At 48.2% G+C, this 26,049-nt stretch carries 22 protein-coding genes, 1 tRNA gene and 2 pseudogenes; 15 read left to right on the top strand and 10 right to left on the bottom strand.

Annotated elements, in window-relative coordinates:
• Positions 1-377: 377 nt before the first annotated feature.
• A complete protein-coding gene (deoC, locus tag HQRW_RS12385) occupies positions 378-1,037 on the top strand; it encodes a deoxyribose-phosphate aldolase (protein ID WP_014556865.1) in 660 nt (219 codons plus the stop codon).
• 119 nt (positions 1,038-1,156) lie between these two features.
• Here deoC and HQRW_RS12390 read toward each other — a convergent pair whose 3' ends face one another.
• The 3 genes and pseudogenes from HQRW_RS12390 to map form a co-directional block, all read right to left on the bottom strand.
• A complete protein-coding gene (locus HQRW_RS12390) occupies positions 1,157-2,098 on the bottom strand; it encodes a cation diffusion facilitator family transporter (RefSeq protein ID WP_011572411.1) in 942 nt (313 codons plus the stop codon).
• A gap of 692 nt (positions 2,099-2,790) precedes the next feature.
• A pseudogene (locus HQRW_RS12395) lies at positions 2,791-3,300 on the bottom strand (HIT family protein); the annotation flags it as partial.
• A gap of 3 nt (positions 3,301-3,303) precedes the next feature.
• Positions 3,304-4,194 (bottom strand): type II methionyl aminopeptidase, encoded by an 891-nt coding sequence (gene map, locus HQRW_RS12400; RefSeq protein WP_014556867.1) that lies wholly within the window; start codon positions 4,192-4,194, stop codon positions 3,304-3,306.
• 114 nt (positions 4,195-4,308) lie between these two features.
• On the opposite strand from map, the gene HQRW_RS12405 reads away from it, so the two are divergent.
• Both HQRW_RS12405 and HQRW_RS12410 read left to right on the top strand, forming a co-directional pair.
• A complete protein-coding gene (locus HQRW_RS12405) occupies positions 4,309-5,016 on the top strand; it encodes a metallophosphoesterase (protein ID WP_197535315.1) in 708 nt (235 codons plus the stop codon).
• A gap of 110 nt (positions 5,017-5,126) precedes the next feature.
• Positions 5,127-5,627, top strand: a complete 501-nt coding sequence (locus tag HQRW_RS12410) for a hypothetical protein (RefSeq protein WP_014556869.1) — start codon at positions 5,127-5,129, stop codon at positions 5,625-5,627.
• Between the two features lie 334 nt (positions 5,628-5,961).
• Here HQRW_RS12410 and HQRW_RS12415 read toward each other — a convergent pair whose 3' ends face one another.
• Complete coding sequence (locus HQRW_RS12415) at positions 5,962-6,600, bottom strand: DsbA family oxidoreductase (RefSeq protein ID WP_014556870.1); 639 nt, start codon at positions 6,598-6,600, stop codon at positions 5,962-5,964.
• A gap of 218 nt (positions 6,601-6,818) precedes the next feature.
• Here HQRW_RS12415 and icd point away from each other — a divergent pair, with 218 nt between their 5' ends.
• The 3 genes from icd to HQRW_RS12430 all read left to right on the top strand — a co-directional run bounded on the left by icd (position 6,819) and on the right by HQRW_RS12430 (position 10,296).
• The gene (gene icd, locus HQRW_RS12420) at positions 6,819-8,084 is read left to right on the top strand and encodes an isocitrate dehydrogenase (NADP(+)) (RefSeq protein WP_014556871.1); all 1,266 of its coding nucleotides are present in this window, start codon (positions 6,819-6,821) and stop codon (positions 8,082-8,084) included.
• An 83-nt stretch (positions 8,085-8,167) separates the two neighbouring features.
• Complete coding sequence (locus HQRW_RS12425; RefSeq protein WP_014556872.1) at positions 8,168-9,526, top strand: nickel pincer cofactor-dependent isomerase, group 22; 1,359 nt, start codon at positions 8,168-8,170, stop codon at positions 9,524-9,526.
• 242 nt (positions 9,527-9,768) lie between these two features.
• Complete coding sequence (locus tag HQRW_RS12430; RefSeq protein WP_014556873.1) at positions 9,769-10,296, top strand: DUF5817 domain-containing protein; 528 nt, start codon at positions 9,769-9,771, stop codon at positions 10,294-10,296.
• Positions 10,297-10,408: 112 nt separating this feature from the next.
• Here HQRW_RS12430 and hmgA read toward each other — a convergent pair whose 3' ends face one another.
• Entirely contained in the window at positions 10,409-11,629 is a 1,221-nt protein-coding gene (gene hmgA, locus HQRW_RS12435) for a hydroxymethylglutaryl-CoA reductase (NADPH) (RefSeq protein WP_014556874.1), read from the bottom strand.
• A gap of 359 nt (positions 11,630-11,988) precedes the next feature.
• Here hmgA and nadA point away from each other — a divergent pair, with 359 nt between their 5' ends.
• The 4 genes from nadA (at position 11,989) to pyrF (ending at position 16,488) form a co-directional block, all read left to right on the top strand.
• Complete coding sequence (gene nadA / locus HQRW_RS12440) at positions 11,989-13,140, top strand: quinolinate synthase NadA (protein ID WP_014556875.1); 1,152 nt, start codon at positions 11,989-11,991, stop codon at positions 13,138-13,140.
• Between the two features lie 13 nt (positions 13,141-13,153).
• Complete coding sequence (locus HQRW_RS12445; RefSeq protein WP_014556876.1) at positions 13,154-14,695, top strand: L-aspartate oxidase; 1,542 nt, start codon at positions 13,154-13,156, stop codon at positions 14,693-14,695.
• A complete protein-coding gene (nadC, locus tag HQRW_RS12450; RefSeq protein WP_014556877.1) occupies positions 14,682-15,497 on the top strand; it encodes a carboxylating nicotinate-nucleotide diphosphorylase in 816 nt (271 codons plus the stop codon). The genes HQRW_RS12445 and nadC overlap by 14 nt, the downstream gene beginning before the upstream one ends.
• A 163-nt stretch (positions 15,498-15,660) precedes the next feature.
• The gene (gene pyrF / locus HQRW_RS12455; RefSeq protein WP_011572423.1) at positions 15,661-16,488 is read left to right on the top strand and encodes an orotidine-5'-phosphate decarboxylase; all 828 of its coding nucleotides are present in this window, start codon (positions 15,661-15,663) and stop codon (positions 16,486-16,488) included.
• 163 nt (positions 16,489-16,651) lie between these two features.
• On the opposite strand, the gene HQRW_RS12460 is transcribed toward pyrF, so the two are convergent.
• Positions 16,652-16,861 (bottom strand): hypothetical protein, encoded by a 210-nt coding sequence (locus HQRW_RS12460; RefSeq protein ID WP_014556878.1) that lies wholly within the window; start codon positions 16,859-16,861, stop codon positions 16,652-16,654.
• A gap of 169 nt (positions 16,862-17,030) precedes the next feature.
• Between HQRW_RS12460 and HQRW_RS12465 the strand changes: the two genes are divergently transcribed.
• Positions 17,031-17,276 (top strand): glutaredoxin family protein, encoded by a 246-nt coding sequence (locus HQRW_RS12465; protein WP_014556879.1) that lies wholly within the window; start codon positions 17,031-17,033, stop codon positions 17,274-17,276.
• A gap of 162 nt (positions 17,277-17,438) precedes the next feature.
• A tRNA-Val gene (locus HQRW_RS12470) sits at positions 17,439-17,513 on the top strand.
• Between the two features lie 238 nt (positions 17,514-17,751).
• On the opposite strand, the gene HQRW_RS15945 is transcribed toward HQRW_RS12470, so the two are convergent.
• Complete coding sequence (locus HQRW_RS15945; RefSeq protein WP_158307765.1) at positions 17,752-17,913, bottom strand: nucleoside triphosphate pyrophosphohydrolase family protein; 162 nt, start codon at positions 17,911-17,913, stop codon at positions 17,752-17,754.
• 145 nt (positions 17,914-18,058) lie between these two features.
• Here HQRW_RS15945 and HQRW_RS12475 point away from each other — a divergent pair, with 145 nt between their 5' ends.
• From HQRW_RS12475 to HQRW_RS12485, 3 genes and pseudogenes are all read left to right on the top strand, one after another.
• Positions 18,059-20,332, top strand: a complete 2,274-nt coding sequence (locus tag HQRW_RS12475; protein ID WP_014556880.1) for a phospholipase D-like domain-containing protein — start codon at positions 18,059-18,061, stop codon at positions 20,330-20,332.
• A gap of 233 nt (positions 20,333-20,565) precedes the next feature.
• Positions 20,566-20,889, top strand: a pseudogene (locus HQRW_RS12480) (transposase); the annotation flags it as partial.
• Positions 20,890-21,594: 705 nt separating this feature from the next.
• Positions 21,595-22,089 carry a metal-dependent hydrolase gene (locus tag HQRW_RS12485; protein WP_014556881.1) on the top strand — a complete coding sequence of 165 codons (495 nt, stop codon included), beginning with the start codon at positions 21,595-21,597 and terminating at the stop codon, positions 22,087-22,089.
• 75 nt (positions 22,090-22,164) lie between these two features.
• On the opposite strand, the gene HQRW_RS12490 is transcribed toward HQRW_RS12485, so the two are convergent.
• The 3 genes from HQRW_RS12490 to HQRW_RS12500 form a co-directional block, all read right to left on the bottom strand.
• Positions 22,165-23,568, bottom strand: coding sequence for an aryl-sulfate sulfotransferase (locus HQRW_RS12490; RefSeq protein WP_014556882.1), 1,404 nt, complete (start codon positions 23,566-23,568; stop codon positions 22,165-22,167).
• Between the two features lie 145 nt (positions 23,569-23,713).
• Positions 23,714-25,126: an NCS2 family permease gene (locus tag HQRW_RS12495; protein ID WP_014556883.1), complete on the bottom strand. Its 1,413-nt coding sequence runs from the start codon at positions 25,124-25,126 to the stop codon at positions 23,714-23,716.
• 79 nt (positions 25,127-25,205) lie between these two features.
• On the bottom strand, positions 25,206-25,925 hold the full coding sequence (locus tag HQRW_RS12500; protein WP_014556884.1) for a phosphoribosyltransferase family protein: 720 nt from the start codon (positions 25,923-25,925) through the stop codon (positions 25,206-25,208).
• Between the last annotated feature and the right edge of the window lie 124 nt (positions 25,926-26,049).

Genomic DNA, 26,049 nt, shown 5'->3' on the forward strand with positions numbered 1-26,049 from the left:
TTCCTATGATGAACCGATGCTGTGCCCGACTGCTTGAAAACACCACAGAAAGTAACTCCGAGTTTGCTAACGCCTGCCGGCGTCCCTGCGGCAAAAATAACGCTTGGACGCCGTATATGGTCGAGAATAGGAGTACCGGCGGCTTGGCACCGCCAGCAGTCCCACCCGCACCCGCCTCAGACCGCGAACAACCCTTCAGATTCGCACTGGCTGGTTGTTCGGTGGGAGCGTGAAACCTGACACTCCCAACGCTCGGGATTCCTCCGCGTGAACCCGGAGGAGGATGTCAATGGGGTCCTTTGGCATCTTCCGGCGCCTAAATACGCCTTCGTGGATGCCCGGTCGGTTTTTTTATTAGTGGGATGTAGGCTATTAGTATGAATATCGAGGAGCTTGCAGCACGGATTGATCACACCGTTCTCGGACCAACAACGACCATGGATGAGGTTACTGATGTACTTTCGGACGCAGCCGCGTATGGAATGAATGCCTGTATTCCGCCATGTTATCTTGATGCTGCAGGTGACACTGATATGGTCACAGATTCTGGTGTGACGCTGGTCAGTGTTATTGGATTTCCACATGGGCAGCACGCTTCTATCGCAAAGCGAGAAGAGGCTGTGACTGCATGGCAGGCTGGTGCTGATGAAATTGATGTTGTCCTCAATATTGGTCGACTAAAGACGAGCGCAACCGAGACCGTGACCCATGATATTGCAGAAGTTGTTGCGGCGGTTCCCATTCCTGTCAAGGTAATTATTGAGACAACGCTTCTTAACGATGATGAGAAACGTCGTGCCTGCAAAGTCGCTGTTGATGCCGATGCTGATTTTATAAAAACTTCAACCGGGTTCGCTAATGGTGGTGCGACAACTGCAGATGTCGAAGTTCTTTCATCATACCTTCCGGTAAAGGCAAGTGGTGGAATTAGTTCATATGAAACAGCGAAGTCAATGCTTGATGCTGGGGCTGAACGAATTGGTGCCTCAGCGGGTGTAGAGATTCTTGAAGACGCACCGGATGTTTATTATGATTGATCTATTCGGGGATTCTTTCAATCTTAAATATCATACCGGTGTCATTAATACAGTACGTCTGCTGGAAATAAATCGCCTCGGAATGTTCGTTGTGAAATTTCGATAACATCGCTGGCGTTTCATCCACGATCATCGCTAACTCGTGGTTCCTTGACAAGGCGATTAGCATCAGGGTCATCTTTCCATTCATCAAGTTCACGAGGGTCAACATGAACAAACGCATCATCAACGGACCGCAGGTCTTCAACGGATTCAACAACTGCAGACTCAATATTGTGTGCCTCTGTAAGCGTTAAATTCCCTTCAACCTCAATGTGAAGGCTCACATCTACCTCAGGACCAACATAATGAGCAACAACATCATGTGCGCCACGAACATCTGGATGCGTCAGTGCTTCTTCAAGAATTTCACGTCGAAGCGTCTCTGGAGGGGCAGCCCCAACAAGATAACTGATATTGTCGCGGACAATTTCATAGCCAGTATAAAAGATTCCAACTGAGACAACAATAGCAGCAATCGGATCAAGAACGGGGGCGCCAATCGACGAGCCAAGCACGCCAATGAGCGCTGCACTCGCGGTGAGAATATCGTTTCGATTATCAAGAGCAGCAGCGGTGACCGCAGGCGAGTGGTGCTCGCTTCCGACATGACAGCAATATCGATACAAACCATATTTTACGACCGCGGTCCCAATCAGCACGCCAACGGCGGTGAGATCTGTTTTAATACCATATGTCCCTGCTTGAATCGCTTCAGCTGCATTCCATAACACGGCACCTCCAGCAATGAAAATACCAGCAGCGACAAATAATGAGACGAACGGCTCAATTCGCTCATGTCCATGCGGATGTTTGAAATCTGGTGGCTGTGTCGTGAGATATAACCCCGTTAGGATAACAAGACTATATGCGCTATCAGTAAGACTATTAATCGCTTCTGAGCCAACTGCCAGACTACCGGTGATTAACCATACCCCACTCTTTGCAATTACTAGGACTAGATTTACGACAAGGATGACTGCTCCGACTCGTCGAACGACGGTCTGGCGGTCGTCGCTCATTAAACTAAATACTGGAGCGATGTGTTAAGATGCTTCGGTCGAATTAGTTCGCCGTCATCTCATATACATTTATCACAGATTGATGACAAGACCTCTTCTTCAAGAAGTGAGTAAAACGAATGAGTAGGGAGGGAATACGACAGTCATAATATTAATTTTGTAGTCTGATATACAATTAGCTGTCTAACGTGGAAATCACTCAAATCATAACGTAGGCCGTAACATCATCCATTCTTGTCGTTTTGCCACTTCAGACAGGCAGTTCAAATTTCAAACAAACCGTTCGAGAGAGAGTGTCTAAAGCGGGTCGTGGACACCCCACAGCGAATAAGTCTCTCGGATCTTGAATCTGGTCAGAATCTGAAGGACCCCTTCCTGGAAGGCCTGCTGCGAGGAATCCGTCGCAGACGGCTGAGTAGGTCTGTTGTGAGGAGGTTCACATCATCACATACGATTCACGAACTGTGCGAAAGGGATGCAATAAGGTTTGATCCCGATTGACAAGCACAGAAAGCTAAATTAATCGATAATCACGAGGATATTTCATGAGAATCAAACCGAAGTGTGACTGCTTGATTTGACGCCTCTGCATCAGCATCCTGCTGCATTGCTGACGTATTATCTGCATTATTGCCCATGTTCCTCGTCTCCTGTTGTTTATTCTCCGTATCTGTCATCTGGTGGGACGTATCAACAGCCGGCTGGAGTGTGGTAAACGCATCATGAAGCCGGTCGTACGTATCATCTAATGCTTCGACAATGACCTTTGTACCGTTAATAATAGGCATCATATTTGTATCGCCACGCCAGCGTGGTACAAGGTGTGTATGCAGATGATCATCAATTGAACCACCTGCAGCGTCACCGCCAAGATTCTCTCCGGTATTGATACCATCTGGGTCAAACGCACTCTGAATCGCGTTGATTGTCGCCGTCTTTGTCCGCGCATGATCCAGTAACTCGGTATCGTTCAGTGCATCCCACGACCCAGTGTGGTGATCCGGTATTACCATTACATGCCCTGGATTATATGGATAATTATTCAAAAGAACAAAGCTGTGCTGACTTCGAGCAACAATCCGGCTTTCACGATCACGTGTTGGCTTACGAGCAGGAAGAACGCAGAATGGACACCCATCGATTGACTCTGTTTCGTCACGCTCAACCCACTCAATGCGCCAGGGAGCAAACACTTGCTCCATTGATTATGCTGTAATAACTTCACACCCGTCTTCGGTGATAATAACGGTATGTTCTGCTTGACTAACGAGTTCACCATCATCTTCTTTTAATACTGGATATCCATGGAGTACACCACGCTGTTCCAATCGTCGCACAGCCATTTCTGCACGATCAGACTCAAGCCATCGTGTAGCGAATGGCAATGTTTTGTATTCGTCTGTCACCTGCTGGAGAACCTGTCTTGCTGCTCGATTGCGAACGGATCGATCATGTTCAAGACTGTAAATCTCTGCATTGGTCCCCTCTGAGACCTTTCCTCGACCAGTCGTTGCAAATGGCTCAATCGCCACAACATCACCAACTTCGAACTCAATCCCACGTTCGGTGCCGCGATTTGGAACATTTGGACTGGTGTGTGCATCCCACTGTCCAACGCCATGACCTGAGAGATTCAAAACTGGCGTGTATCCATATCCACGAATAACCTCTTCAATTTCTGTGCCAACAGTACTTGTTTCGACACCTGGTGCAATTATCTCAAGTGCAGCATCCAGTGCCTCTTCAGCAGCTTCAACGAGTGTTGGTGTTCCAGAGAGGTCAATTGTCACTGCAGCATCAGCAATATATCCATCAACGTGAACTCCACAATCAAGACACACCAGTTCATCATCAAACACAGCTTCATCATCAGCACCCGGGGTTGCGTGGGATGCCTCTTCATTGACGCTAATGTTTGCTGGAAATGCACATCCATCTGCGAGTTCCCTGATCCGTGATTCAGCAAATTTAGCCACTTCAAGATGTGTGGTACCTGGTTCAACCTTTGTTGCAGCTTCATCAAGCACTTGCTGAAGTACCTGTCCAGCTTTCCGATACTTTGAGCGTGTTTCTTCCGCAAGCGAGGCGCTAGCCATACTATATTATTGAGTGAGCGTCTCAAAGAGGTTCCGGATAAATCATCGTACTATCCCATGTCTATATATCTCACACAATGTATCTTAGCAATTGTTTAACAAACACACTGACAAATGCCAATTAAGATAACAGTGCCACAGTTTGCAGACACTGTCGAACACAAGCGACTTGATGTAACCGCATGGGATGACATCTATATTATTGGTGATGTTCACGGCTGTCACGATGAACTCAATCAACTCCTTTCTACACTTGATGTGACTGATACCGATCTTGTTGTGTTTGTCGGTGATCTCGTTCGAAAGGGTCCAGACAGCAAGGGCGTGCTTGAGCACGTTCGACATGCAGAAAATATGTTTACCATTCGCGGTAATAACGAGGAAAAACTCCTTCGTGGCGAAAAGTCGCTTCCAGTGTTATCATCAGACGACCTTTCATGGATTAGATCACGACCAGTTGGAATTTCATGGCAAGACACGCTTGTTGTCCATGGTGGTGTTGACCCGCGAAAGGAACTTTCTGAGCATACAACATATGAATTACAGACGTTTCGATCGCTCTCATCCGGCTATGACCGTCCGTTCTGGTGGGAAAGGTATGATGGGTCGGATCGGATCTTTTTCGGTCATACACCGCTTGCAGCACCCGTTTATCGTGAGTGTGCAATTGGTCTTGATACTGGATGTGTGTATGGCAATCAGCTCACTGCATACGATTGGCGACGTGATTGTTTCCACAGTGTGACAGCAGAAAAAACAGTACAACATCGAAACGAATCCAAGTGGGTTCACCCTGATCAATCACCTCCTGCTGCAGATTGATATGGGATTTAAACCCAGCACAGCAAGGATTCCCTGGCTCACCTAATCCGTAGCAGTTCAAATAAGTATTATATTTATTATATCTGATATGTCTGACGCGTATTTAAGATATGCCAGTCGTATTTGCTAGTATGCAGGGGATTGATTTGAACGAAGGATTAAGCTATGCTGTTCGACTGACGCTTTTCGGGATCTTTATAATAGCTATAAGCGGTATATCGGCTGCGTTTGGAATTGGAATCCTCGCTGGTACACTTGGCTATGCTGTCGGTGTCAATTTCACTCTACCGCTGAGAGGGATAAACACGACATTGCTTTCTGGATTTGGTGTCATTCTGACTGTTGTGGGTATTGTTTCTCTCATTTCGGGTTTGATTACTCTTGTGTACAAACTCATCGTTGATGCTGTTTCACGGGGGGCTCAAATGGCAAGTAATTCTCGATCAAAATCACAGTCTCGTAGTTCACAATCAAAAACAAATGCACGAACGCAATCAAATCGGGCACCACCAACACAGTCACAGCAGTCACCGCAATCGAGGTCTACTCAGCGGTCAACTCCCCGAAGCACTCAGAACACCGATTCCGAGACGACTCCCGGTCGGCGCTGATAATATCAGTTATTGTTGAATAGGCGCAATCCAGCGCCGTTTACATCGTGGATGCGCGCCGTCAGACGAAGACGGGGAATTTCGAGCTTTTTTGATATCGTGTACTGATATGTTGACATGCTAGTTACGACCACAGTGCAGTCGCATGCCGGAAGATCGATAATTCGTGTGTGAGTGTCCACCGAGACTGGATGCAGGGTGTACCCTTCGGAGAATCAAATAACAAGCGACGGGCAATCATCAACATAAGTAACTCCGAGTCTGGTGAAACCGGCTACCGCTCTTATATCAAAAATATTAGTTATGATTAGTGCCTGAGTATAGATTTTAATTTTTAGTTATCCATGAGGCGACGCAATTGTGCCGGAGGAACAGCGCCTCGTACGGCATTACCATCGGTTTTATTCACAAATGTGGGGACACCGGTGATGCCTGCGTTTTGTGCTGCACGAAATTGCTCGTCAAGCGCATCATAGCGACCTTTATCACTAAGTATTGTCTCTATCCAGTCAGTATCGATACCAACATCAATTTCTGATGCGATATCGGTGAGCACAGCTGTTTCCTCAATATCACGGTCGTCCTCCCACAACGCCGCGAGCACTGCCGTATCGAATGCAAGCCATGAGTCATATGAGTATGCGTCTGCTTGCTGAATATTCACAGAAACAAGTTGTGCGGGTCGTGAGTCGACATCCGTTGCTAATTCTTGACACATCTCGGTGGCGTCATATTGATCCTGAAGTTGTCTCACGTTCTCTCTCGCCTGTTGGTAATACTGCTCACCTTTTTGATTTGCAGCGTCATGATCGATTGATCCATCTGCATGTCGCTGTTGTGCTCGGAGATCAAACGGGTGCCATTCGATCTGAAGAGAATCCTCACGTTCGGTTTGGTATATACTCAATGCGCGTCGACCCAGATAACAGAATGGACATACGTAGTCGGAATAGACAAGAATTGATTCAGCCATATGATACTAATAGTTGGCTATTGCATCATACAGCTTACGACATCAACTGCATTTGGATCAGGCTACATACACTCATTGTCGGCTGTCGCTAGTGTATTATAGACTTTATAAATCAAGTGCTGAGATACATGTGTCCAACTTGCAGACGCATAAGACGTGATCAGAGATACGAAACGGCAGTGATTTACGCTCGGTTTCAAAAAAAAGATGCACGTTCTATGAGCTACGAGCAGATTACAGCCCCTGAGGCGGGCGAGAGAATAACTGTCACCAACGCGGAGACCGGTGAATTAGATATCCCCGATACTCCAATCATCCCAATCATTCATGGCGATGGAATTGGAACGGACGTCGGACCTGCAGCACAGCAAGTGCTTGAAGCCGCCGCAGAAGCGACTGGTCGTTCAATTGAGTGGCTTCGAGTATATGCTGGTGAGTCCGCTCGCGAGCGGTATGGTGAGAACCTCCCGGAAGACACTGTTTCAGCAATTCGCGATCATCGTATTGCAATTAAAGGACCACTCACGACGCCTGTTGGAGCTGGATTTCGCTCACTGAATGTTGCACTTCGACAGGAGCTTGATTTATACGCGAACGTTCGTCCGACATATCATCTTAGCGGGGTCCCGTCACCAGTGAAAAATCCCAGTGCGATGGATATGGTGACATTCCGTGAAAACACCGAGGATGTCTATGCTGGTATCGAATGGGAAGCCGGGACTGCAGGTGCAGATGAGGTGCGAGACTTCCTTGAAAATCAAATGGATTACGATGAGGTAATGCATGATGGACCAATCGGGATTGGAATTAAGCCAATTACTGAATTTGGGACAAAACGATTAGTCCGTCAGGCAATCGATTACGCGCTTGAGAATAATCGTCCTTCCGTCACTCTTGTACATAAGGGTAATATTATGAAATTCACAGAGGGTGCATTCCGCGATTGGGGATATGAAGTTGCTGAAGAAGAATACGGTGATATTACTATTACCGAGGATGAATTATGGGATGAATATGATGGTGAGCAACCTGCAGATACGCTTCTAATCAAAGATCGAATCGCAGATAATATGCTTCAGCAGTTACTTACCCGGACTGATCAATATGATGTCATTGCAACAATGAATCTCAACGGTGATTATATGTCTGATGCTGCTGGGGCACAGATTGGCGGACTCGGAATTGCACCTGGTGGAAACTTCGGCGATGGACTTTGTCTCGCTGAGCCAGTACATGGTTCAGCACCAAAATACGCGGGTCAGGACAAAGTCAATCCGACCGCTATTATCCTTTCTGGACGTATTATGTTTGAGTATATGGGATGGAAAGACGCTGGCGAACTCGTTCGCGACGCCGTTGAGCAAACAATTCTCGACGGTGATGTCACCTATGACCTACATCGCCAGATTGAGGACGGTAGAAAACTTGCGACCTCTGAGTTTGCCGATGCCGTTGTGAGAAACATCGATGAATTGGCTTCATGATCAGTTACTTATTTTATAGCCAAGTTTAATAAATAGCAAATCCGCACGCGGTTTTATTCGATTTCGGATCTTAACGTGTAGTGATGGATACGGAGTCAGATACAGACCAAACTCAACCACAGGATATCACACTGTCATTTCCTGATGCAGAGACTGTTGAGGCTGCGCTTCCAACCCGCGAAATACCGAGTTTCGCGACAGTCGAATCCCATCCTGAAACGCCTGTTGAAAGCGATATTATCAAAGCGACTCAATATGCTGTTAATAATCTTTCCGGACCACTGTCATCTGTCCCCGCTGGTGGGACAATCGCTGTTGGTCTCGGAAGTCGTGGTATTCATGACATTCAGACAGTTGCTCAAGTTACCATCGATGAACTCATTAGTCGCGGGTATAATCCGGTTGTGATTCCGGCAATGGGCAGTCATGGTGGGGCAACACCAGCAGGACAGCGACAGACACTTGAAGAAATTGGTCTGAACGAGGAAACACTTGGATGCTCGATTGACGCAGGAATGGAAACAACCGTCCTAGGTGAGACAACGCGTGGTCACAATATTTCATTTGCACAGTCTGCAATTGATGCAGATGGAATCATCGTAATTAATCGGATAAAACCACATACCAACTTCACCGGTTACATTGAAAGTGGATTATCTAAGATGCTTACTGTTGGTCTTGGCAAACAAGCAGGTGCACGCACGTTTCATGAGACGGCACTGACGAACGGATACGTCGATACGATTGAACGTGCTCTTGAGATAATTTGTGATACTGTAAGGGTGATCGGTGGTATTGGTATCGTTGAAAATTTTCACGAACAAACCGCTCATATCGATGGGATTCCAGCAGATAAGCTCCCAGAGGCTGAAACATCTCTTCTCACCCGTGCGGAATCATACCTTCCGACACTCCCATTTGATGATCTTGATGTTCTTATTATCGAAAAAATTGGCAAAGACATCTCAGGTGCAGGAATGGACACAAATGTTGTTGGACGATATCGAGTGCTGAATGCTGATAACCCTGATACACCAGCAATTAGTCGAATTGTTGTACTTGGATTAACTGAGACAACTCATGGTAACGGGCAAGGTATCGGATTAGCAGATATTACGACCGCTAATGTTGTCAGCGAACTTGATTTTGAGCAAACATATACGAATGCATTGACAAGTGCATCAGTGTCAAAAGCTCACCTTCCACTTGTGATGCCTTCTGAGCGACATGCAATCCAAGCAGCCCTCGGCACTATTGGTCAGTATGATCCACAGACAGCACGCATTGCTTGGATTAGCGATACATCACAACTATCACAGTTTCATCTCTCGACCGGACTGCTCCCGGGTATTGAAGCAACTGACAGTCTCACAATTAAACAACGGATGGAACTTTGCTTCACCGATGATATCGCTCGATTTGATCCACTCACTGATAGTTAATTTTTCATCATACTACAGTCACTCCCACTCGAGAGCGACCATTGTTCGAGTCAGCGCCACAATCGTCCAATGGGGTGCACGACATATCGTCTAATAAATAGTGACGGCCGTATCCATACAATACTATACCCAACAGATGCACATCACAATCGTGTCTAGTTAATGTTATTTGACACATAGTGAAGAATCACTCCAATCGCATAGAGCGGAAAATTCAATCATATCGCGAATGAGTATATCATATGTATGCTGTCGTTGGTTGTACTGATTGCAGTGCAATGTGGTTATTAAGCGATGCACACACGGCAGAATCAGCAACCTGCCCACGATGTGGGCGCACTCATCAGACAAAGAAGCTCCGGCACTTTGTTGAGGAATCTGACCGGGAGGCTGCTCGGCAGGCACGATCAGCATTACTCGCCAAACGTGATGGAAACAGTGCAGCATTTGCCGATACAGCACATGTCGCAAAGATGGAACGGACACTGGCTGATGATAGCCAGCAGGTGAGTGATAATGAGTATCTTTCTGGTGTCGGAATCAATCCTGACGCGGTTGAAAACGCAGCCCAATCAGATGATGCAACCCGACAAAGTCGCCCCGAAATCATCCGTTCTGCAATCTCATCACAGGATGCCCCTACCGAAGAAGATATTATTTCATATGCAACGGACCGTGGTGTCCCGACTGACGCGGCTCGCGAACTTCTTGAAAAACTCATCCGTCAAGGCAATCTCACAGAGTCTCATGGCACGTATCGCCTCTTATAGCCAACTTCGATAGAGATAGAAACAGAGACAAAAGTGAACTACCTCAGGGATAATTCCAGAGGCACTCGCCTTGTCCCGTCTGTAGAGATAGCTGAATACGTCACTCTGGCAGCTATTCTCGACCCAGGTCTGCATGTGCAGTCGAGAGATTTCTTGATGCAAGCGCTGACAATAATGAGAGTTCGCCCGCAAGCGCTCCTGTCGCGATACATTCAGCAAGACCATCAGCGTTTGATCCTGGCGGTGTTCCTCCGCCTCGAATTCCAAGCATATCGAGTGCTTCTGCTTGTGCTGGAAGAGTGGTTCCGCCACCGACTGTCCCGACTTCAAGTGAGGCAATTGACACCGACATATAGAGATCATTCTCCCTGACCTCCGCGGTTGTAATCGCATTCGCCCCTTCAACAACTTGTGCTTCATCCTGTCCGGTCGCAATAAACATCGCAGCAACAACGTTCGCAACATGTGCGTTGAATCCAAGACTTCCTGCTTTTGCAGACCCAATCAGGTTTTTTCGAGTGTTCAACTCAGCAACCGCGCTTGGTGTTGTGTGTAGACGATCTACAACAGTCTCTCGCGGAATTGTCACATCAGCGGTCACCGTTCGTCCCCGTCCTTCGACAGCGTTGATCGCGGCGGGTTTTTTATCAGTGCAAAGATTTCCTGAGAGCGCAATAAGCTCAGCGTCAGTCTCTTTCTCAACAACCTCACAGGCTGCCTCAGTGGCGATAGTTGCCATGTTCATGCCCATTGCGTCTTTTGTGTCATATCGGAATCGAAGATACACTGACCGTCCAACAGCGTATGGTGTAACCGATTCAAGCTCACCGTGATTTGTTGTCTCCTCTGCTGCATCTCGAAGTGAATCAATATTATCACGAACCCATTCAACCAATGCCTTCGCAGTCACAACGTTATCAACTCGAAATACTGGAGCCCGAGACATTCCAGATTTCATTACACGGGCAACTGCCCCACCAGCAGCTGAGAGAACAGTGCACCCACGATTAACACTTGCAAGGAGCGCTCCTTCTGTTGTTGCAAGCGGTAAGTACCGCTTGCCGGTGAGTGCCCCACCATTTACTATGACAGGCCCGGCAACACCAATAGGGATGTCAATTGTTCCAATCATGTTCTCGATATTCGCTGTTGCCTCTGCAGCGGGGAATCCATAGTCAGATACCGCATCAAGCGCTATATCTGCCTGCTCTTCAACGATGAGTCGCCGTGCAGCAGCTGCAGTATCTGCATCGACATCGTCTATATCCGTGAGCTCATGTAACCGGCGTTCGCCTGTCTGGACCGAATTGGCGAGTGTCATTGGGTCTGGCATACCCGACTTTTTGTACCCGTTTAGATTAACGTTTGCAAGCACACGCCGGTATGAAGGCTAGGATTCTGATTGCGATCGTCTCAATAACGCTGGGAGAGGTCGGATGTGTCTTTTTCTATCATACAAGTATTAATTAACATCCTCAATCCTCGAATTATAAAGATCATCAGAAATCACGTATCATACGTTGATTTCTTTCTAGCTCAGATACAATGATTATAATCGTCAATACGAATCTATACATATATTATTTTGTATGAATACTGTAAGTAGAGATACTATATTCCAATCACGCTTTGAAGAAAAATCTTTTTCAGTATAGCACCATGAAGTGCAATTACGTCTAAATAATAAATACGATGGCAGAATTAGAAACCGCAGGATTTGAATCAGACCTCAGCTTGTTCAAATACGATAATCTTGAGCAGCTACCAGAGTCGTATCGCACTCTCACAGAGTCAGAACGCACTGATCGGATCACAGCAGCGCTTGGAGAGCTCGGTGATGATGTTATTATTCTTGGACATAATTATCAGCGCCGAGAAATTGTCGAGCATGCAGATTTTATTGGGGACTCATATGAGTTATCAAAGCGAGCAGCCGAGTCTGACGCTTCATATGTTGTATTTGCAGGTGTCACATTTATGGCTGAAAGTGCAGATATTATTACAGACCCTGATCAAACCGTTCTACTTCCTTCAATGGAGGCTTCCTGTCCAATGGCAGGGATGGCTGAAGCACTTCAAGTCGATGCCGCCTGGGAGCAAATTGAGAATGCGACTGATAATCGCAATATCATTCCAGTGACGTATATGAACTCATACGCCGATCTAAAGGCATTTTGCGCTGAACAAGGCGGACTTGTTTGTACCTCTTCAAATGCGAGTGATGCATTCAATTGGGCGTTTGAGCGCGGAGATGCTGTTTTATTCCTTCCAGATAAATTCCTTGGACGAAACACAGCCGCAGAATTAGGATATGATGTTGATTCACCAACTGGGACAGATGCAGTCGCTGAGTGGGATCCGTGGGATCCTGCAGGCCCGGATGCGAGTGATGTTTCCGATGCTGAGATTATTCTCTGGGATGGCTATTGTCAGGTTCATGAACGCTTCCGTGTTAAACATATCAAATCAATTCGGGAAAGTCACGATGCGAACGTCGTTGTTCATCCTGAATGTCGACGCGACGTTGTCCGTGCTGCTGACGTTGTTGGTTCAACAAGTCAAATATGCGATACGATTGCAAACGCTGAGCCCGGAGAAACGTGGGCAATTGGAACGGAGGTTCACCTCGCGAATCACCTCCAACGATGGCATCCCGATGTTGAGGTAGTCCCACTTTGTGGAGATGCATGTATGGACTGCAATGCCATGCGACAGATCGACCCAAATTACTTGACATGGTTACTTGAGTCACTCGCAGACGGCGAGGTTCACAATGCCGTTGAGGTGGCGCCACAAGAGCGGGATCGGGCAGCAACAGCACTTGATCGAATGCTTGAATTATAATATATTTCGAAACATGAGTTTTTCAAACCAAACAGATGTTCTGGTGATTGGCTCCGGTATTGCAGGATGTGCAGCAGCACTCACAGCCGCTCGAAATGGTGCATCAGTCACAGTTGTCACAAAAGCAACCGAGCCGAGCGATGCCTCAACTGATTGGGCACAAGGAGGTATTGCTGTCACTGGGAATGACCCAGAATCATTCCGAAAGGATATCATCGAGGCAAGTGCCGGTGAAGCTCAGCCGGAAGCTGTTGATGCTCTTGTGAATAACGCACGTGATGTTGTTGATGATATCCTCATCAACACGCTTGAAATACCATTTGATGGGGCTACTCCGACAGCGCCACTCGATGCATATGACCGTGGTCGTGAGGCTGCACACTCAGAACGGCGAATCCTCCATGTCGATACCACCACCGGCGAGCATATTCTTCGTCCATTTCTCGCTCAGCTGAAATCAGACAATCGCATCGAATTCGTTGATGATGCGATGGCGCTTGAACTCCTGACACATGAAGGGCGTGTGCATGGGGTCTCAGTTCTACGTGATGATTCTGTCACGTCCGTCTTTGGTGGTGCAACTATCATCGCAACAGGCGGCATTGGTGCATGTTATGAAACGAGCACGAATCCTGGGGGTGCAACCGGCGACGGAATTGCGATGGCTGCCCTCGCTGGTGCACGAATTGCTGATATGCAGTACGTTCAATTCCATCCGACTGCATACCCTGGTCCCGAGCCATTTCTTGTAAGTGAGGCTGTCCGTGGGGAGGGAGCCGTTCTTCGAAATGCCACCGGTGATCGATTTATGCCGGATATTCATCCAGACGCTGAACTCGCCCCTCGAGATATTGTTGCCCGAGGCGTTGCTGCCGAGCGCGAGCGCACAGGTGAGGTTCGAGTTGACGTGACGCCCGTTGATCCAGATTTCAATCGTGCCTTCCCTGGGCTTACAAGTCGATGTAATGATCGTAAGATCGATCTTGAGCTGGGCATTCCAGTTGCCCCTGCGGAGCATTATCTTTGTGGCGGAATTGCTGTCAATACCAATGGAGAAACGACGCTCGATAGACTGTATGCTGCCGGTGAATGTGCACGAACAGGCGTCCACGGTGCGAATCGTCTCGCATCAACAAGCCTTCTCGAAGGACTTGTGTGGGGACGCGCTGCCGGTCAGCAAGCAGCACAGGTCGGGATTGATGATATAACATCAATTGAAACGTCGTCACCGCTTGACCGTGACCCAGCACTACCGTCCTCATTTGTTGATGGAAAATATCGTCGGCTTCGAAATACGATGGAAACAGCTGTCGGTATTGAACGGACGGACGCAGGTCTATCGGAAGCCCGATCAACGCTCCGACGACTGAAAGGTGAGGTTGATGCATATACGCGGACACGTGTCTCACAGTCGCTATATGAACTTCGTAATGCGACTATCTGTGGACTATTGATTACACGGGCTGCAAGCGAAGCTCCCTCTGCTGGATGTCACCAGATTGTCGATACGAAGACAGCAGAATCAACAGTGGGTGAGACAATTGCTGACGACTGAGACCATTGAGCGGTGGCTCGGTGAAGACATTGGTCATCGTGATGTGACGAACGATGTCCCTGGAGAGACAACAGGTAAGCTCATTGCAACCGAATCTGGTGTCATTGCCGGGCTTGATGCTGCTACTTCCGTATTTGAATATCTTGGTGTTGCTGTCACACCAGTCGTTGGCACCGGCGATTGCGTTGATCCCGGGACAACTATACTTGAGGCGTCTGGGGACGCACAGGCTGTTCTTCGGAGCGAACGTCTTGCGGTCAATCTTGTTGGTCATGCATCAGGCGTCGCGACGCGAACACGCCGGGCAGTGCACGCGGTTGAGAACGTGACTCAAACCGGACAAACGCGTATTGCTGCGACTCGAAAAACAACACCAGGGCTTCGTGGTATCGAGAAGCGTGCAGTCGTCGCTGGCGGTGGTGATACACATCGACTTACCCTCTCTGGATTAGTGATGATCAAAGACAATCATATTGCCGAGTTAGGACTTACTGAGGCGATTACTCGATTTCGTGAACGTAAATCATTTGTGACAAAATTGGAGGTTGAAGTTGAAACCCCAGAGATGGCAGTGCAAGCAGCAGAGGCTGGTGCTGATATTGTGTTATTTGATAATCTTAACCCGGCGACCGTTCGAGAGGGCGTGATATGTGTTCCAGATGACATATTAACCGAGGCAAGCGGTGGAATAACAGTTGATGCAGTCGATGCATACGCTGAGACTGGCGTTGATATCATCTCAATGGGCTCACTCACTCATAGCGCCCCCAGTCTTGATCTCTCATTTCGGATGGACGAGTGAGAAAGACGTCATAATGGTTCAACACCGTGGAAGACATCAAAACTAAACTTGAATCCGACTCTTAGTCTCATTATTCAGCAGTATATCATATCTCGTTTCTATACATTCTTCGAGTGTTAGCCGATGATAAGCTTCTATTCAGTTGGAACATTCATTTATATACATGAACTCCACCGACACTAACCGTCCATTCTTTGACCGCGTGGCAACGCGAATCAGTCGCATCAATAGTGTTATTTCGGTTGGGCTTGACTCAGACCCCAATCGTATTCCTGCGCATCTTCAGACGGCTGACCTTCCACGGTGGGCATTTAATCGTCGTATCATCGATGCAACACACGAGCATACGGTCTGTTATAAGCCTAATACCGCCTTTTATGAGGATCCTTCAGGATGGCGCGCACTGCGTGAGACTATCGCATATGCACATGGCAAAGATGTCCCTGTGTTGCTCGACGCAAAACGAGCCGATATCGGCAATACGACACGACAGTACGCAGAGCTTCTTAACAAAGCGGACGCGATTACGGTAAATCCCTATATGGGTCGAGACTCACTTCAGCCATTCCTTGATCGTGAGAACAAGGGGGTGTTTATTCTTTGTCGAACGTCAAATCCGGGAGGTGCAGATCTTCAGGATCTTGAACTTGTCACTGGAGAAACCGTCTATGAACGAATCGCTGCGCTTGCAGAAGGATGGAATACTCATGGGAATGTTGGACTTGTCGTGGGTGCGACTGCTCCTGAAGAACTTGAATCACTTCGTGAATACGTTCCAGATCTTCCTTTCCTCGTTCCTGGGATTGGTGCTCAGGATGGAGACCCGGAGGCAGCCGTGACATACGGGCTTGTTGATGATGTTGGACTCATAAACTCCTCGCGTGGTATTATTTTTGCTGGTGATGATAATGGAGAACAGTTCGCAGATACTGCAGGCGTTGCCGCCAAGCGACTGAAACAACAACTCAATCAATTTCGGGATACCGCTTGAGATGAATGACCTGCTTCAAGCTTCTTGAATCGACATATAACGGCTAGGACACCTGATGTTTCGTCTATCGGTTAATACTCAATAGGCACATGAGCTGATAGATAATAAAAAGTCTATCGTGAGAGTATGCAAGTCACACTCGGCGAACTGATACGAGGGTTATTTATCGGAACTGTGGGACGTCATCTTGATTTTTGTGAGTGTGACCTGGTTCGCCCCCACCGATATCTCCCTGCCCGGATTGATCTGCGCAATTAACACAAACCCCGAGTTCATCAGCATAATGATTATCGCATACAGTTCCACCACAACGCTGACACACGTGTGCCGCTTCTCGGTTTTCACCAATCTCACATAACCCTGAAATGCTCATATATAAATATACGCGTGAGAGTATTTCAGTCCCCGGCACGCCTCCGCTGTGAGCCGAAAGATATCGGATGCGGCGCACGCCAACAATGAGCAAACGATATCATACGGTAATCTCATACGAGTTTCAGATTGATATCAATCTTCTTCAGGATATAATCACTAATCCAAACATGACCATTACGCTCTATGCACTTGATGGGTGTCCATACTGTGAAACCGTGCATGATGCACTCACAGACGCTGGTGTGGAGTACACCACTATTTGGGTCGATGCGCTTCATTCTGAGCGAGATGAGGTTCGTCGCGTCAGCGGACAGCGTGGTGTTCCTGTATTAGTTGATGAAGCGCGAGGGGTAACAATGTGTGAGAGTACAAATATTGAGACATACGCACAACAAACGCTCGCTGGTGAGTAACGATTTCGCTCTTTGAATTCAGTTTTTTGCTGAATACTCTGTTCGGTGGTCAGTGATCACGTCTGGCATTTACCAATCCGATTAATGCAGTGATAGTAGATTTTTGATCACACGGAGTCAAAACGAACGTTTAAGTCTCAAGATTCAATATTTTGCTTAAGTGGGTTGGTGGTCTAGCCCGGTTATGACGGCTCCTTCACACGGAGCAGGTCGGCGGTTCGAATCCGCCCCAACCCATACGCGGCACGTACGGATTGTATTCGGCCGTATTCTCTGCCTTCAGATCTTATAACCGATGAATAGCCAATACCGGATGAGATTTCGAGGTCATGAACACATTCGCTTGTTGCACGCGGGTTTCCTCCGTATAAAAGTCCGATTATTGAACATGGTTGCCCAGATAGAAAAGTAGAGGCTGATAGGTGCTTCCAGCGCGCGCGATAGTTGACTTACTCGCGTGGCATTTCCTTCAAATTCATTGTTCCATCTGTTCGAAAAATCCGTGCCATCGTTCGGGCATATCGTTAGTGTCGTACACTCCCTCGTTTGCCAGTTCTAAGAGTCGAACAGCTCCAGCGTCAGTAAGGTTCTGGAGAGTAAGTTCCTCGACTGTCTCCCTCCGTATCGACTGACTCAACCACCCAAATAACACAAAAAGGACTGGTCATCGTCAAGCGCCGTGTTGTGTGCGCCGCTGGCGAAGTGTCTCCAAGCGCCGATGATGTAGTCTCCACTACCGCTCTACGGCACGGTTTTATTCATGTTAGACCGCTGCTGTGTATATGGACGAATTGACTGCGAATATCTCGTTTGACAGGTTCGCGGATATGCCGGAGTTCTATGGATCTGGTGCTGCGGAATACCGCCTGGTAATGGTGAAAGCGCGGGCTGACTTTCTCGATTTGTTCGCAGGCGCTCGTCACGTGGACGCCGTGACGTACGCGGAGACACCCGACCTGATGGTGAAGATGCTGACCGAATACGACATCGGCTCACTTGACGTGCTCATCGGGAATGCAGAAGACTACGCCGACCAGGTGAATGAAGTCTCGACGGCGAGGTCGCTTGTCCGACTGCGACAGGATGATAGACTCACGATTCGACTAAAGAACCGGAAGACAGTCCACTCGAAGATTTACCGAATCGTGATGCCGGATGACACAGTGAAACTCGTCCAAGGGTCAGCCAACCTCTCGCGGAACTCCTGGGAGTACCACACGAACCAGATATCCATCATCACAACCGATGTCGGAACCGAACTGGACGAGGAGTTCGAGCGGTTCATCGACGAGTACCGTGAGGGGTACAGCGACCAGACGCTCCTCGAAGGGCTTGTCGAGGCACTGGAAGATGCCGATTCACCGGAAGAGAAGGAGAACCGCATCGAGTACTGGGTTGGTGCCGGCGATCTCGACGTGAGCGATACTGCTGCCCTGAATCAGGATGCCGTCGAGGACCTGAAAGATGTCGCCGATCAGGTCACTGCCGTCGTCGACGACCCAGAGGAGGCTGAGGAGACGGTTGCGTTCGTCGAAGAACCCGAGAACGCCGACCGTAATGTTGTCGAGCCGGACGAGCCAACAGATGAAGACGATTCGACCGACGCTGCGGACGACGACGAGTCACCAGACGTTGGGCTCGTCGAATCGGATCACGAAACAGGGCTGACGGACGGGCTCGACCGCCCGCGAGTCCGTGCGCCCGACGAGAAGATACGCATGGGAACCAGCAAGGTGGACAAAGACACTGCTGACGAGTTCGGGGTCGGGCTCCGTGACCGCGGCGCGACCGTCGAGGATCACAGCATCACCGCGCCGCTGAGCGCGTACAACAATCAGGTGAAGGAATCGACCGCTATCCCGACGATGTCCGTCCTTCCGGAGGCCGAGCAAGTCGTGATCGGTGAGGACGACGAAATGATTCTCGTCGCTACCGACGAGCCGACCCCTGAAGTCCTGGATCACTGCCTCGAAACCATCGAAGACTACATCGAAACCGTCCAAAACCACGGTCACACGCAATCCGAAACCGCAGTGATGGCGCAGATGTATGAGGCATTCCTCTACGGGTTCTGGGCCCCGTTCGCCAACCAGTACGCCGAGGCGTTGTCGTCACCGTCTCGGACGCTTGACAACGTTCTGCAGCACCTCTACATCGAAGGCAAAAGTGACGCGGGGAAGGACAAACTCACCGAGTACATCCTGCGGCTCGTCTCCGACAACACAGTCATTTCTGGCGTGGACGCGGACGATGTTGGCGTCAAGGAAGTTCGCGGTGTCCGCGAGTGGGACACGTGCTTCCCGTACGCCATCATTGACGCCGAAAAGGAGAAAATCCAGCGGTGGAGCCCGATCCGAAACTACTGGGGTGACTGGACACCCACCAGCGTCGATCAGCCGTGCCTCATTTTCACGACCAACGACGCACTCCCGAAATCGGAGTTCCGGAACCGAATGAAAATACTGAGTATGGACGTTTCCTTCCCTTCGAACCCGGAGGATCCGGGTTTCCGCGAAGCGCAACAAGACCTCTCGGAGGTGCTGGAACGACAGAACCCGATCTTCAGTTACGTTGCCCGCCAAATGCTCACCGAGCAGCCGTGGACTGACGGGAACGGCACGATCGAAGACGTTCGCCGTATTATCCGCGAATTCTACGATGAGGCCGGTCGAGAGCAACCCGAGTACTTCCCCGCTGACGAACCGGCCGAGAAAACGTACGACACGGGGCGGTTGAAGTGGCAGCGGGATATCCAAGGCGGTCGTGTCACGTTCGAGTCGGAGCCGAATGCCATCACAGCTGACTTCGACCGTGAGGAGTACGAGGTGTACGACTATGAGAAGCGCCTCCCCAAACGATTCATGTCCGAGAAATCGTCCACAAGCGTCTATATCGGTGCACCCGAGGAATTCGCTGAGTGGATCGGGTACTCTGTCAGCGAACTTCTAAACGGCGCGGCCGAAACCGGCACGGATACTAAGCAGTCAGCCACCACAGAAGACGCATCGGATACGGACGACTCGGACGGGTTCTTCTCTCGGCTGTTCGGGGACTAATCTTCCTGATTCCCTGTCAGATTCTTGCGGAGGGCTATATGATCTCCACCGCTTGCTCGGTCAGTCGATAGCAATACGCTGGTCAGACAACTTCAACAGTTAGAGCCTCTTTAGTTTCACCTTGCTTGCCATACGTTATTGTACCCTCCGCTGTCAGTTTACAGTAATTCAGTACTAATGATTCGGCTCTGCACGTTTAACTAGTATCGAAATATGGTAACCAACGACGGCTGATGTTTCCGATTACGGATTTTCTGTCATGCACCGATCCACTTGATGAGTTCGAGTCACTCTCATATCACCGGACTCGCCACGCCAAAACGTACGTGACAGGTCTTGCTGCTGGTCGCAGCAAGATCGTTACCGGGATCGCACGAGAAGTCCTTCCAGCCGGAAGTGACCGAGCACTCAACAAGTTTCTCACTGAGTACGACTGGGACGAAGACCAGCTCAACCACGAGCGGTTAGAGGGACTGCAAAAACATGGTGGAAACCGGTGGTCACAAGATGGTTACATCGTTATTGACGATTCGGTGTTCCAGCGAACCGGGAAGGATAGTGATTCAACAAACTTCTGGGTGAACTAATTCACTCAGTCGATGCGAGAGAACTATTCTGACTGATGCATGTCTACTCAAGCACCCACTTCTTCTGTGAGCTACTATAGTCGTGGGTAGCTGACTCAGGAGTCCAATCACTCATTCTCATGCGATTCGAACTAATTCACCAAACTAATCTCATCCGATTACCGGCTGTCCCTGTCCAAATATAGACACACTAGTGCGCATAATTCATTAATCATATACACGTATAATGTATTTACACCGGGTTTGCACATGTAGTAGCAGTACGAACACTATTCTCCTGACTGTCACCTATGTCGGATGAACACCGGTTTATTGATGACTGAAGCGGATTGATCGATGCATACCGAGTCACGTCGTCGAGTGCATTGACAATCTGGCATGTTGCACGTTCTCCACGGTTACTACCCGCGCGGTTGAGCAGAATAATACGACGCTCGCAATGTCCGCGACAATATTTAAACGTGACACCAAGCGCACACCGTTGATTGTGGAATAGTAGGGGTGGGACACTCCGAGCAACTCATAAAAACAGAAAGCTCTAGTCTCAACAAGCGAGGGGCAGAGAACCCCGATCGTAGGAGGGTGGAATAATTCACTCTGTAATCAGTCGTTTTGTGTGTCTGAAATCCACACAGCAATGTGTCTGGAAGGTCATAATTCAACCATGGCGGTAGTATGACTCCGCTTGGACATCTCGCGCTTGGATTGATTAGTGGTCGAACATTAGAGTATGAGACGACTGCTCTTCGATTATGTCTTCTTGCCACGTTTCTTCCGGATATTATCGATAAACCAATGTTTGCAATCGGTGTGTCAATCACCGGTCACACGGTCGGTCACTCAGTGCTCACATTCTGTGGCATTAGTATATTACTCATCTCAGTCTCACGACTTCGATTTTTAATCCCGATACTTCCTGGATATGGAAGTCATATCATTGCTGATTTGATTGTCGCATACCCAAAATTCCTCACGAACTATTTTTGGCCAGTTCTTCCACAGCGCCCAACACCCGATGACCCTGTGATTCAATATTGGATTGATTATGCAACGAGTATCACTGGTGTGATTGAACTCATCCCTATCGTTGTTGCTCTATGGATTATTTTCATCGATGGATACATTCCAGTTATCAACACGACAACCGAATCCAGTGATATCGAGTCATGACAAATAATATCAGATCAACTTACCCCACCCCTGGGTCGGGCTCAGTCACCCATCTTTCATCGAAAGCACTCGCCTCTATATTCCCATATTATTCCAAAGATCTCGGAATGTAGCGAGGAGCCTCTGTCGGGCAGTAATAACTTCACCAATCAGCCACATCATCACAATGATCAACGAACCCAGCGCAAATAGAAGATCCCATCCGGTCATCCAGACAGGACGGATCCATGGCGTGACATGCGCCCATTGTGTTGCGATTGCACTCGCTGGCTCTGCAAGTGGTGTTCCCGCGGATGTTGTTCGTACCCAATCGGCGACACCAACACCGTTATTACTTACAGTCGTTAGATTCGCACTTCCTGTGATTGGATAGTTCCCAGATGCGTTTATATCGCGCATTGTTGGTCCGTTCGATTCATCGCCATGTACTACTCGTTCGGCATCGTAGGGTCCCCATGTCGCATAATACTCCCAAACAACCTCACCCATCGGTGTGACCTCAATCACTCGGTGATTTAATGTATCAACAATGAGCGTATTTCCGTTTGGGAGTCTATCGGCATCTCGCGGCCATGTGAGCGTATTTGTCCCAACAGTCCAGGTTCGTGTCCACTCGTTATCCAGTTTTGCGTACTCGACAACACGGTCGTTTTCACTATCTGCAACGAGAATCGTAGGGGTTCCAGTATCACTCATCAACCAATCAGGATTGTGTTGCTCCTGTAGAATCTCGTGTGCGCCATCACGACCAAGCCGTTCGACGATTTGTTTTGTTTCAATATCAACGACAATTACTTGATCGAAGTTTCGTGGTGAGAGTAATAATCGATCCTCGCCGATTGGATCGACATCGTTGACATGTGTCCAATCTTTACTGTATCCACCGTCTGTCTCTGCTGAGAAATGATTCCGAAATTTCCACTGCCATGTGATTGCATCCGTGGACCGATTATAAATGACAACCCGATCATCACTCGCATCTGCTGACTCATTCCACTCACGCATATTTGCAATCACGAAGCGGTTCTCACCGAGATAATCAATATCGTGGGTATCTTCCATTGCAAATCGCTTCTGCCAAACACGTGTTTTTGTTGTTCGATTGAATTCGAATACAACTGTTTCACCTGCACGTGGCGATGACACCAGAAGATTGCCATTTGGGAGTGGGTCAACATCATAGAACCATGCACTCCCACCGATATTGTCAGTATGTGTCCATTTGAGATCACCGCGTTCATCGACAGCAACTAATCGGGCTGGTTTCTTCTCATTTGTATTCCCACGGAATGTGTATCCCTGGGCGCTGATAACGGTCGAGCCATTCGCAGGCTTTGTGATTGTTCCCTTCTCAAGCGCCGGTTGTGCGGATGCATCATATGTAATTGCTGATGTAATTGATGGGGTAACTAAAATGATAATGAGAAGCACAGTTATCAATCGGATCAAATAAGCCCGTGAGCGAAACGCGGTGAGCACATCACGTGGTGAATGTACTCCCTACTGAATCTTTTGCGATACGCTCACTAATATTGACTAAATGAATACTCTCAGCTACGGTTTTATTGCGCTTATGATATGATATGATATGATATAATATGATACCACGCAATCGCTTGGTTATCTATATTTGCCCAGTGAGTATGCCACTTGTCCGAACAAAGAAATACACGACAAATGCAGCGGCTAATGCCCAATGACCGATACGCACATCAGAGACCTCTCCGGCAGCGAGTTTAACAATCGGATATGACACAATACCAGCAGCGATTCCATACGCAATTGAGTAGGTAAATGGCATCACCAAGATTGTCATTCCTGCAGGAATTGTATGTGTAATATCATCCCATTCAATATCAATGACATTCTGTAACATGACGATTCCAATCACCACTAACGCAATATGTGATGCATAAATCGGAATTGCGGCTGCGAGCGGGATCAAAAGCAATGATCCAACAAACAACGTTGCAATCGTTAATGCAGTAAGCCCAGTTGAACCACCCTCTTTCACTCCTGAAGCGGATTCAATATATGTTGTCACTGTCGATGTTCCAAGCATCCCACCGACGGTCGTTCCAATTGCATCTGCCATGAGCGGACGGTCAATGTCTGGAAAATTCCCTGTATCATCAAGAAAATCACCTGCCTGCCCCACCCCAACGAGTGTTCCAGCAGTGTCGAAGAAATCCACAAAAAAGAATGTAAATATAATAAGCGCAAATGAAAATGCTTCGACGTCACCAAGTCCAGATATGAATGCCCCTGCAAGTGGAGTAATATCATATGAGACGGCTGTTGATCCAGCAACAAGACCAGCATCAGGGGTGAACGGTCCGAAGGTGGTGAGTGCCCATCCACCCAGTGTTGTCAGGACAATCCCGATAATAATCGATCCGGGAATCCCGCGTGCATAAAGCGCAAGCGTAATAAATAGTCCAAGGACTGAAAGAAAGGCTACTGGATCTGACGCAACTGAGCCAAGTGTAATGAGTGTTGCACTATCATCAACGACAATCCCCATTGCTTGCAGTCCAATAATTGTTAAAAATAGCCCAATTCCCGTTCCAACAGCGAACTTCACCGGTTCTGGAAACGCTCGGATAATATATTCACGAGCACCGACCGCAGTAAGTATAATAAAGATAATCCCCTCAACAACAACGGCTGCCAGCGCTGTCTGCCATGGGATACCAAGCGCTCCGACGACAGTAAACGCAAAAAATGCGTTTAATCCAAGCCCTGGCGCCTGTGCAAATGGTCGATTTGCATATATCGCCATGATGAATGTTGCTGTTGCTGCAGCGATGATTGTCACCACCGCTAACATTGATTGAACCTCGCCGGGTGCCATCCCGGAAATTGCAATACCATCTGCTCCTGGAATCCCTGGTTGATCGGTTAACACAGATGGATTCACAATAACGATATATGACATCGTCAGAAATGTTGTCACCCCTGCAAGAATCTCGGTTCGGATAGATGACCCATGTTCTTGTATATCGAAATAGTCATTGACCGTCTCAGAAAGTCCCATAATACACGTTTGAGCATGAACTTAACAAACGATATAAATATTTCTATTGCTCATCACATCTCGTGATCTGATGTTTGAATCAACGAGTATCAAACTCTGATAATGCCCCAACAGGGACATCCGTCTGTGTGCGTGCTTTCTTGATTCCTTTTGTCCCGACAGCGATGAGTGCGAACACGCCTGTGACTTCTGCATCCGCTTGTCCGACAATGTCAAGTAATACCTCCTGTGTTTCCCCTGAGCGGATTAAATCATCAACGACAAGAACTGACTCACCGGTATTAACTGCGCATGTGGGAAGATAATATGTTAACTCGATACCCGATGCAAGACGCTGACGAGATTCGATAAACTCCTCAACGGCAGTCTCTTTTGATTTTTTGGCGTATGCAATGCGAGAGTCGAAATAACTCGCCATCGCCGCACCAAGTGTAATCCCATCTGTCGCAGCTGTCAATACAACGTCTGGGCGCTCAAATGCAAACGTATCTGCAGCGACAGGAGCAACAAGATTGAGAAACGACTGATCAAATACAACACCCGAGTTATCGACATAGCCCTCATCATCAAATTCAACTCGTGCATGCAATTCAGCAGCGAGTGCTTCCTGTCCAACATCATCGACGAGCTGACTTGCACGGTTCGTGCCCGGAAGAACATGCCCATTTACATATCGACTTAGATCGCCAGATGGTAACCCCGTTAATTCAGCGAGCTCATCATATGTTCGTGTTTCTTTCAGCATCCGGAGGACAGCTACAGCCTGTAATTGTAATGTTGCTTTCTCCGCTCGATTCATGTTTTTGTTTCCATAGGCACATCTGTATGAATACAACGATACATCTAGGACTCAAAATACACACAAACGTGTCTACTTCTCGTTATGATTATCTCAGGTTTTGCATCTCAGCAGTGTCTGATCG

The organism is Haloquadratum walsbyi C23 (genome assembly GCF_000237865.1).
Lineage (GTDB): Archaea > Halobacteriota > Halobacteria > Halobacteriales > Haloferacaceae > Haloquadratum > Haloquadratum walsbyi.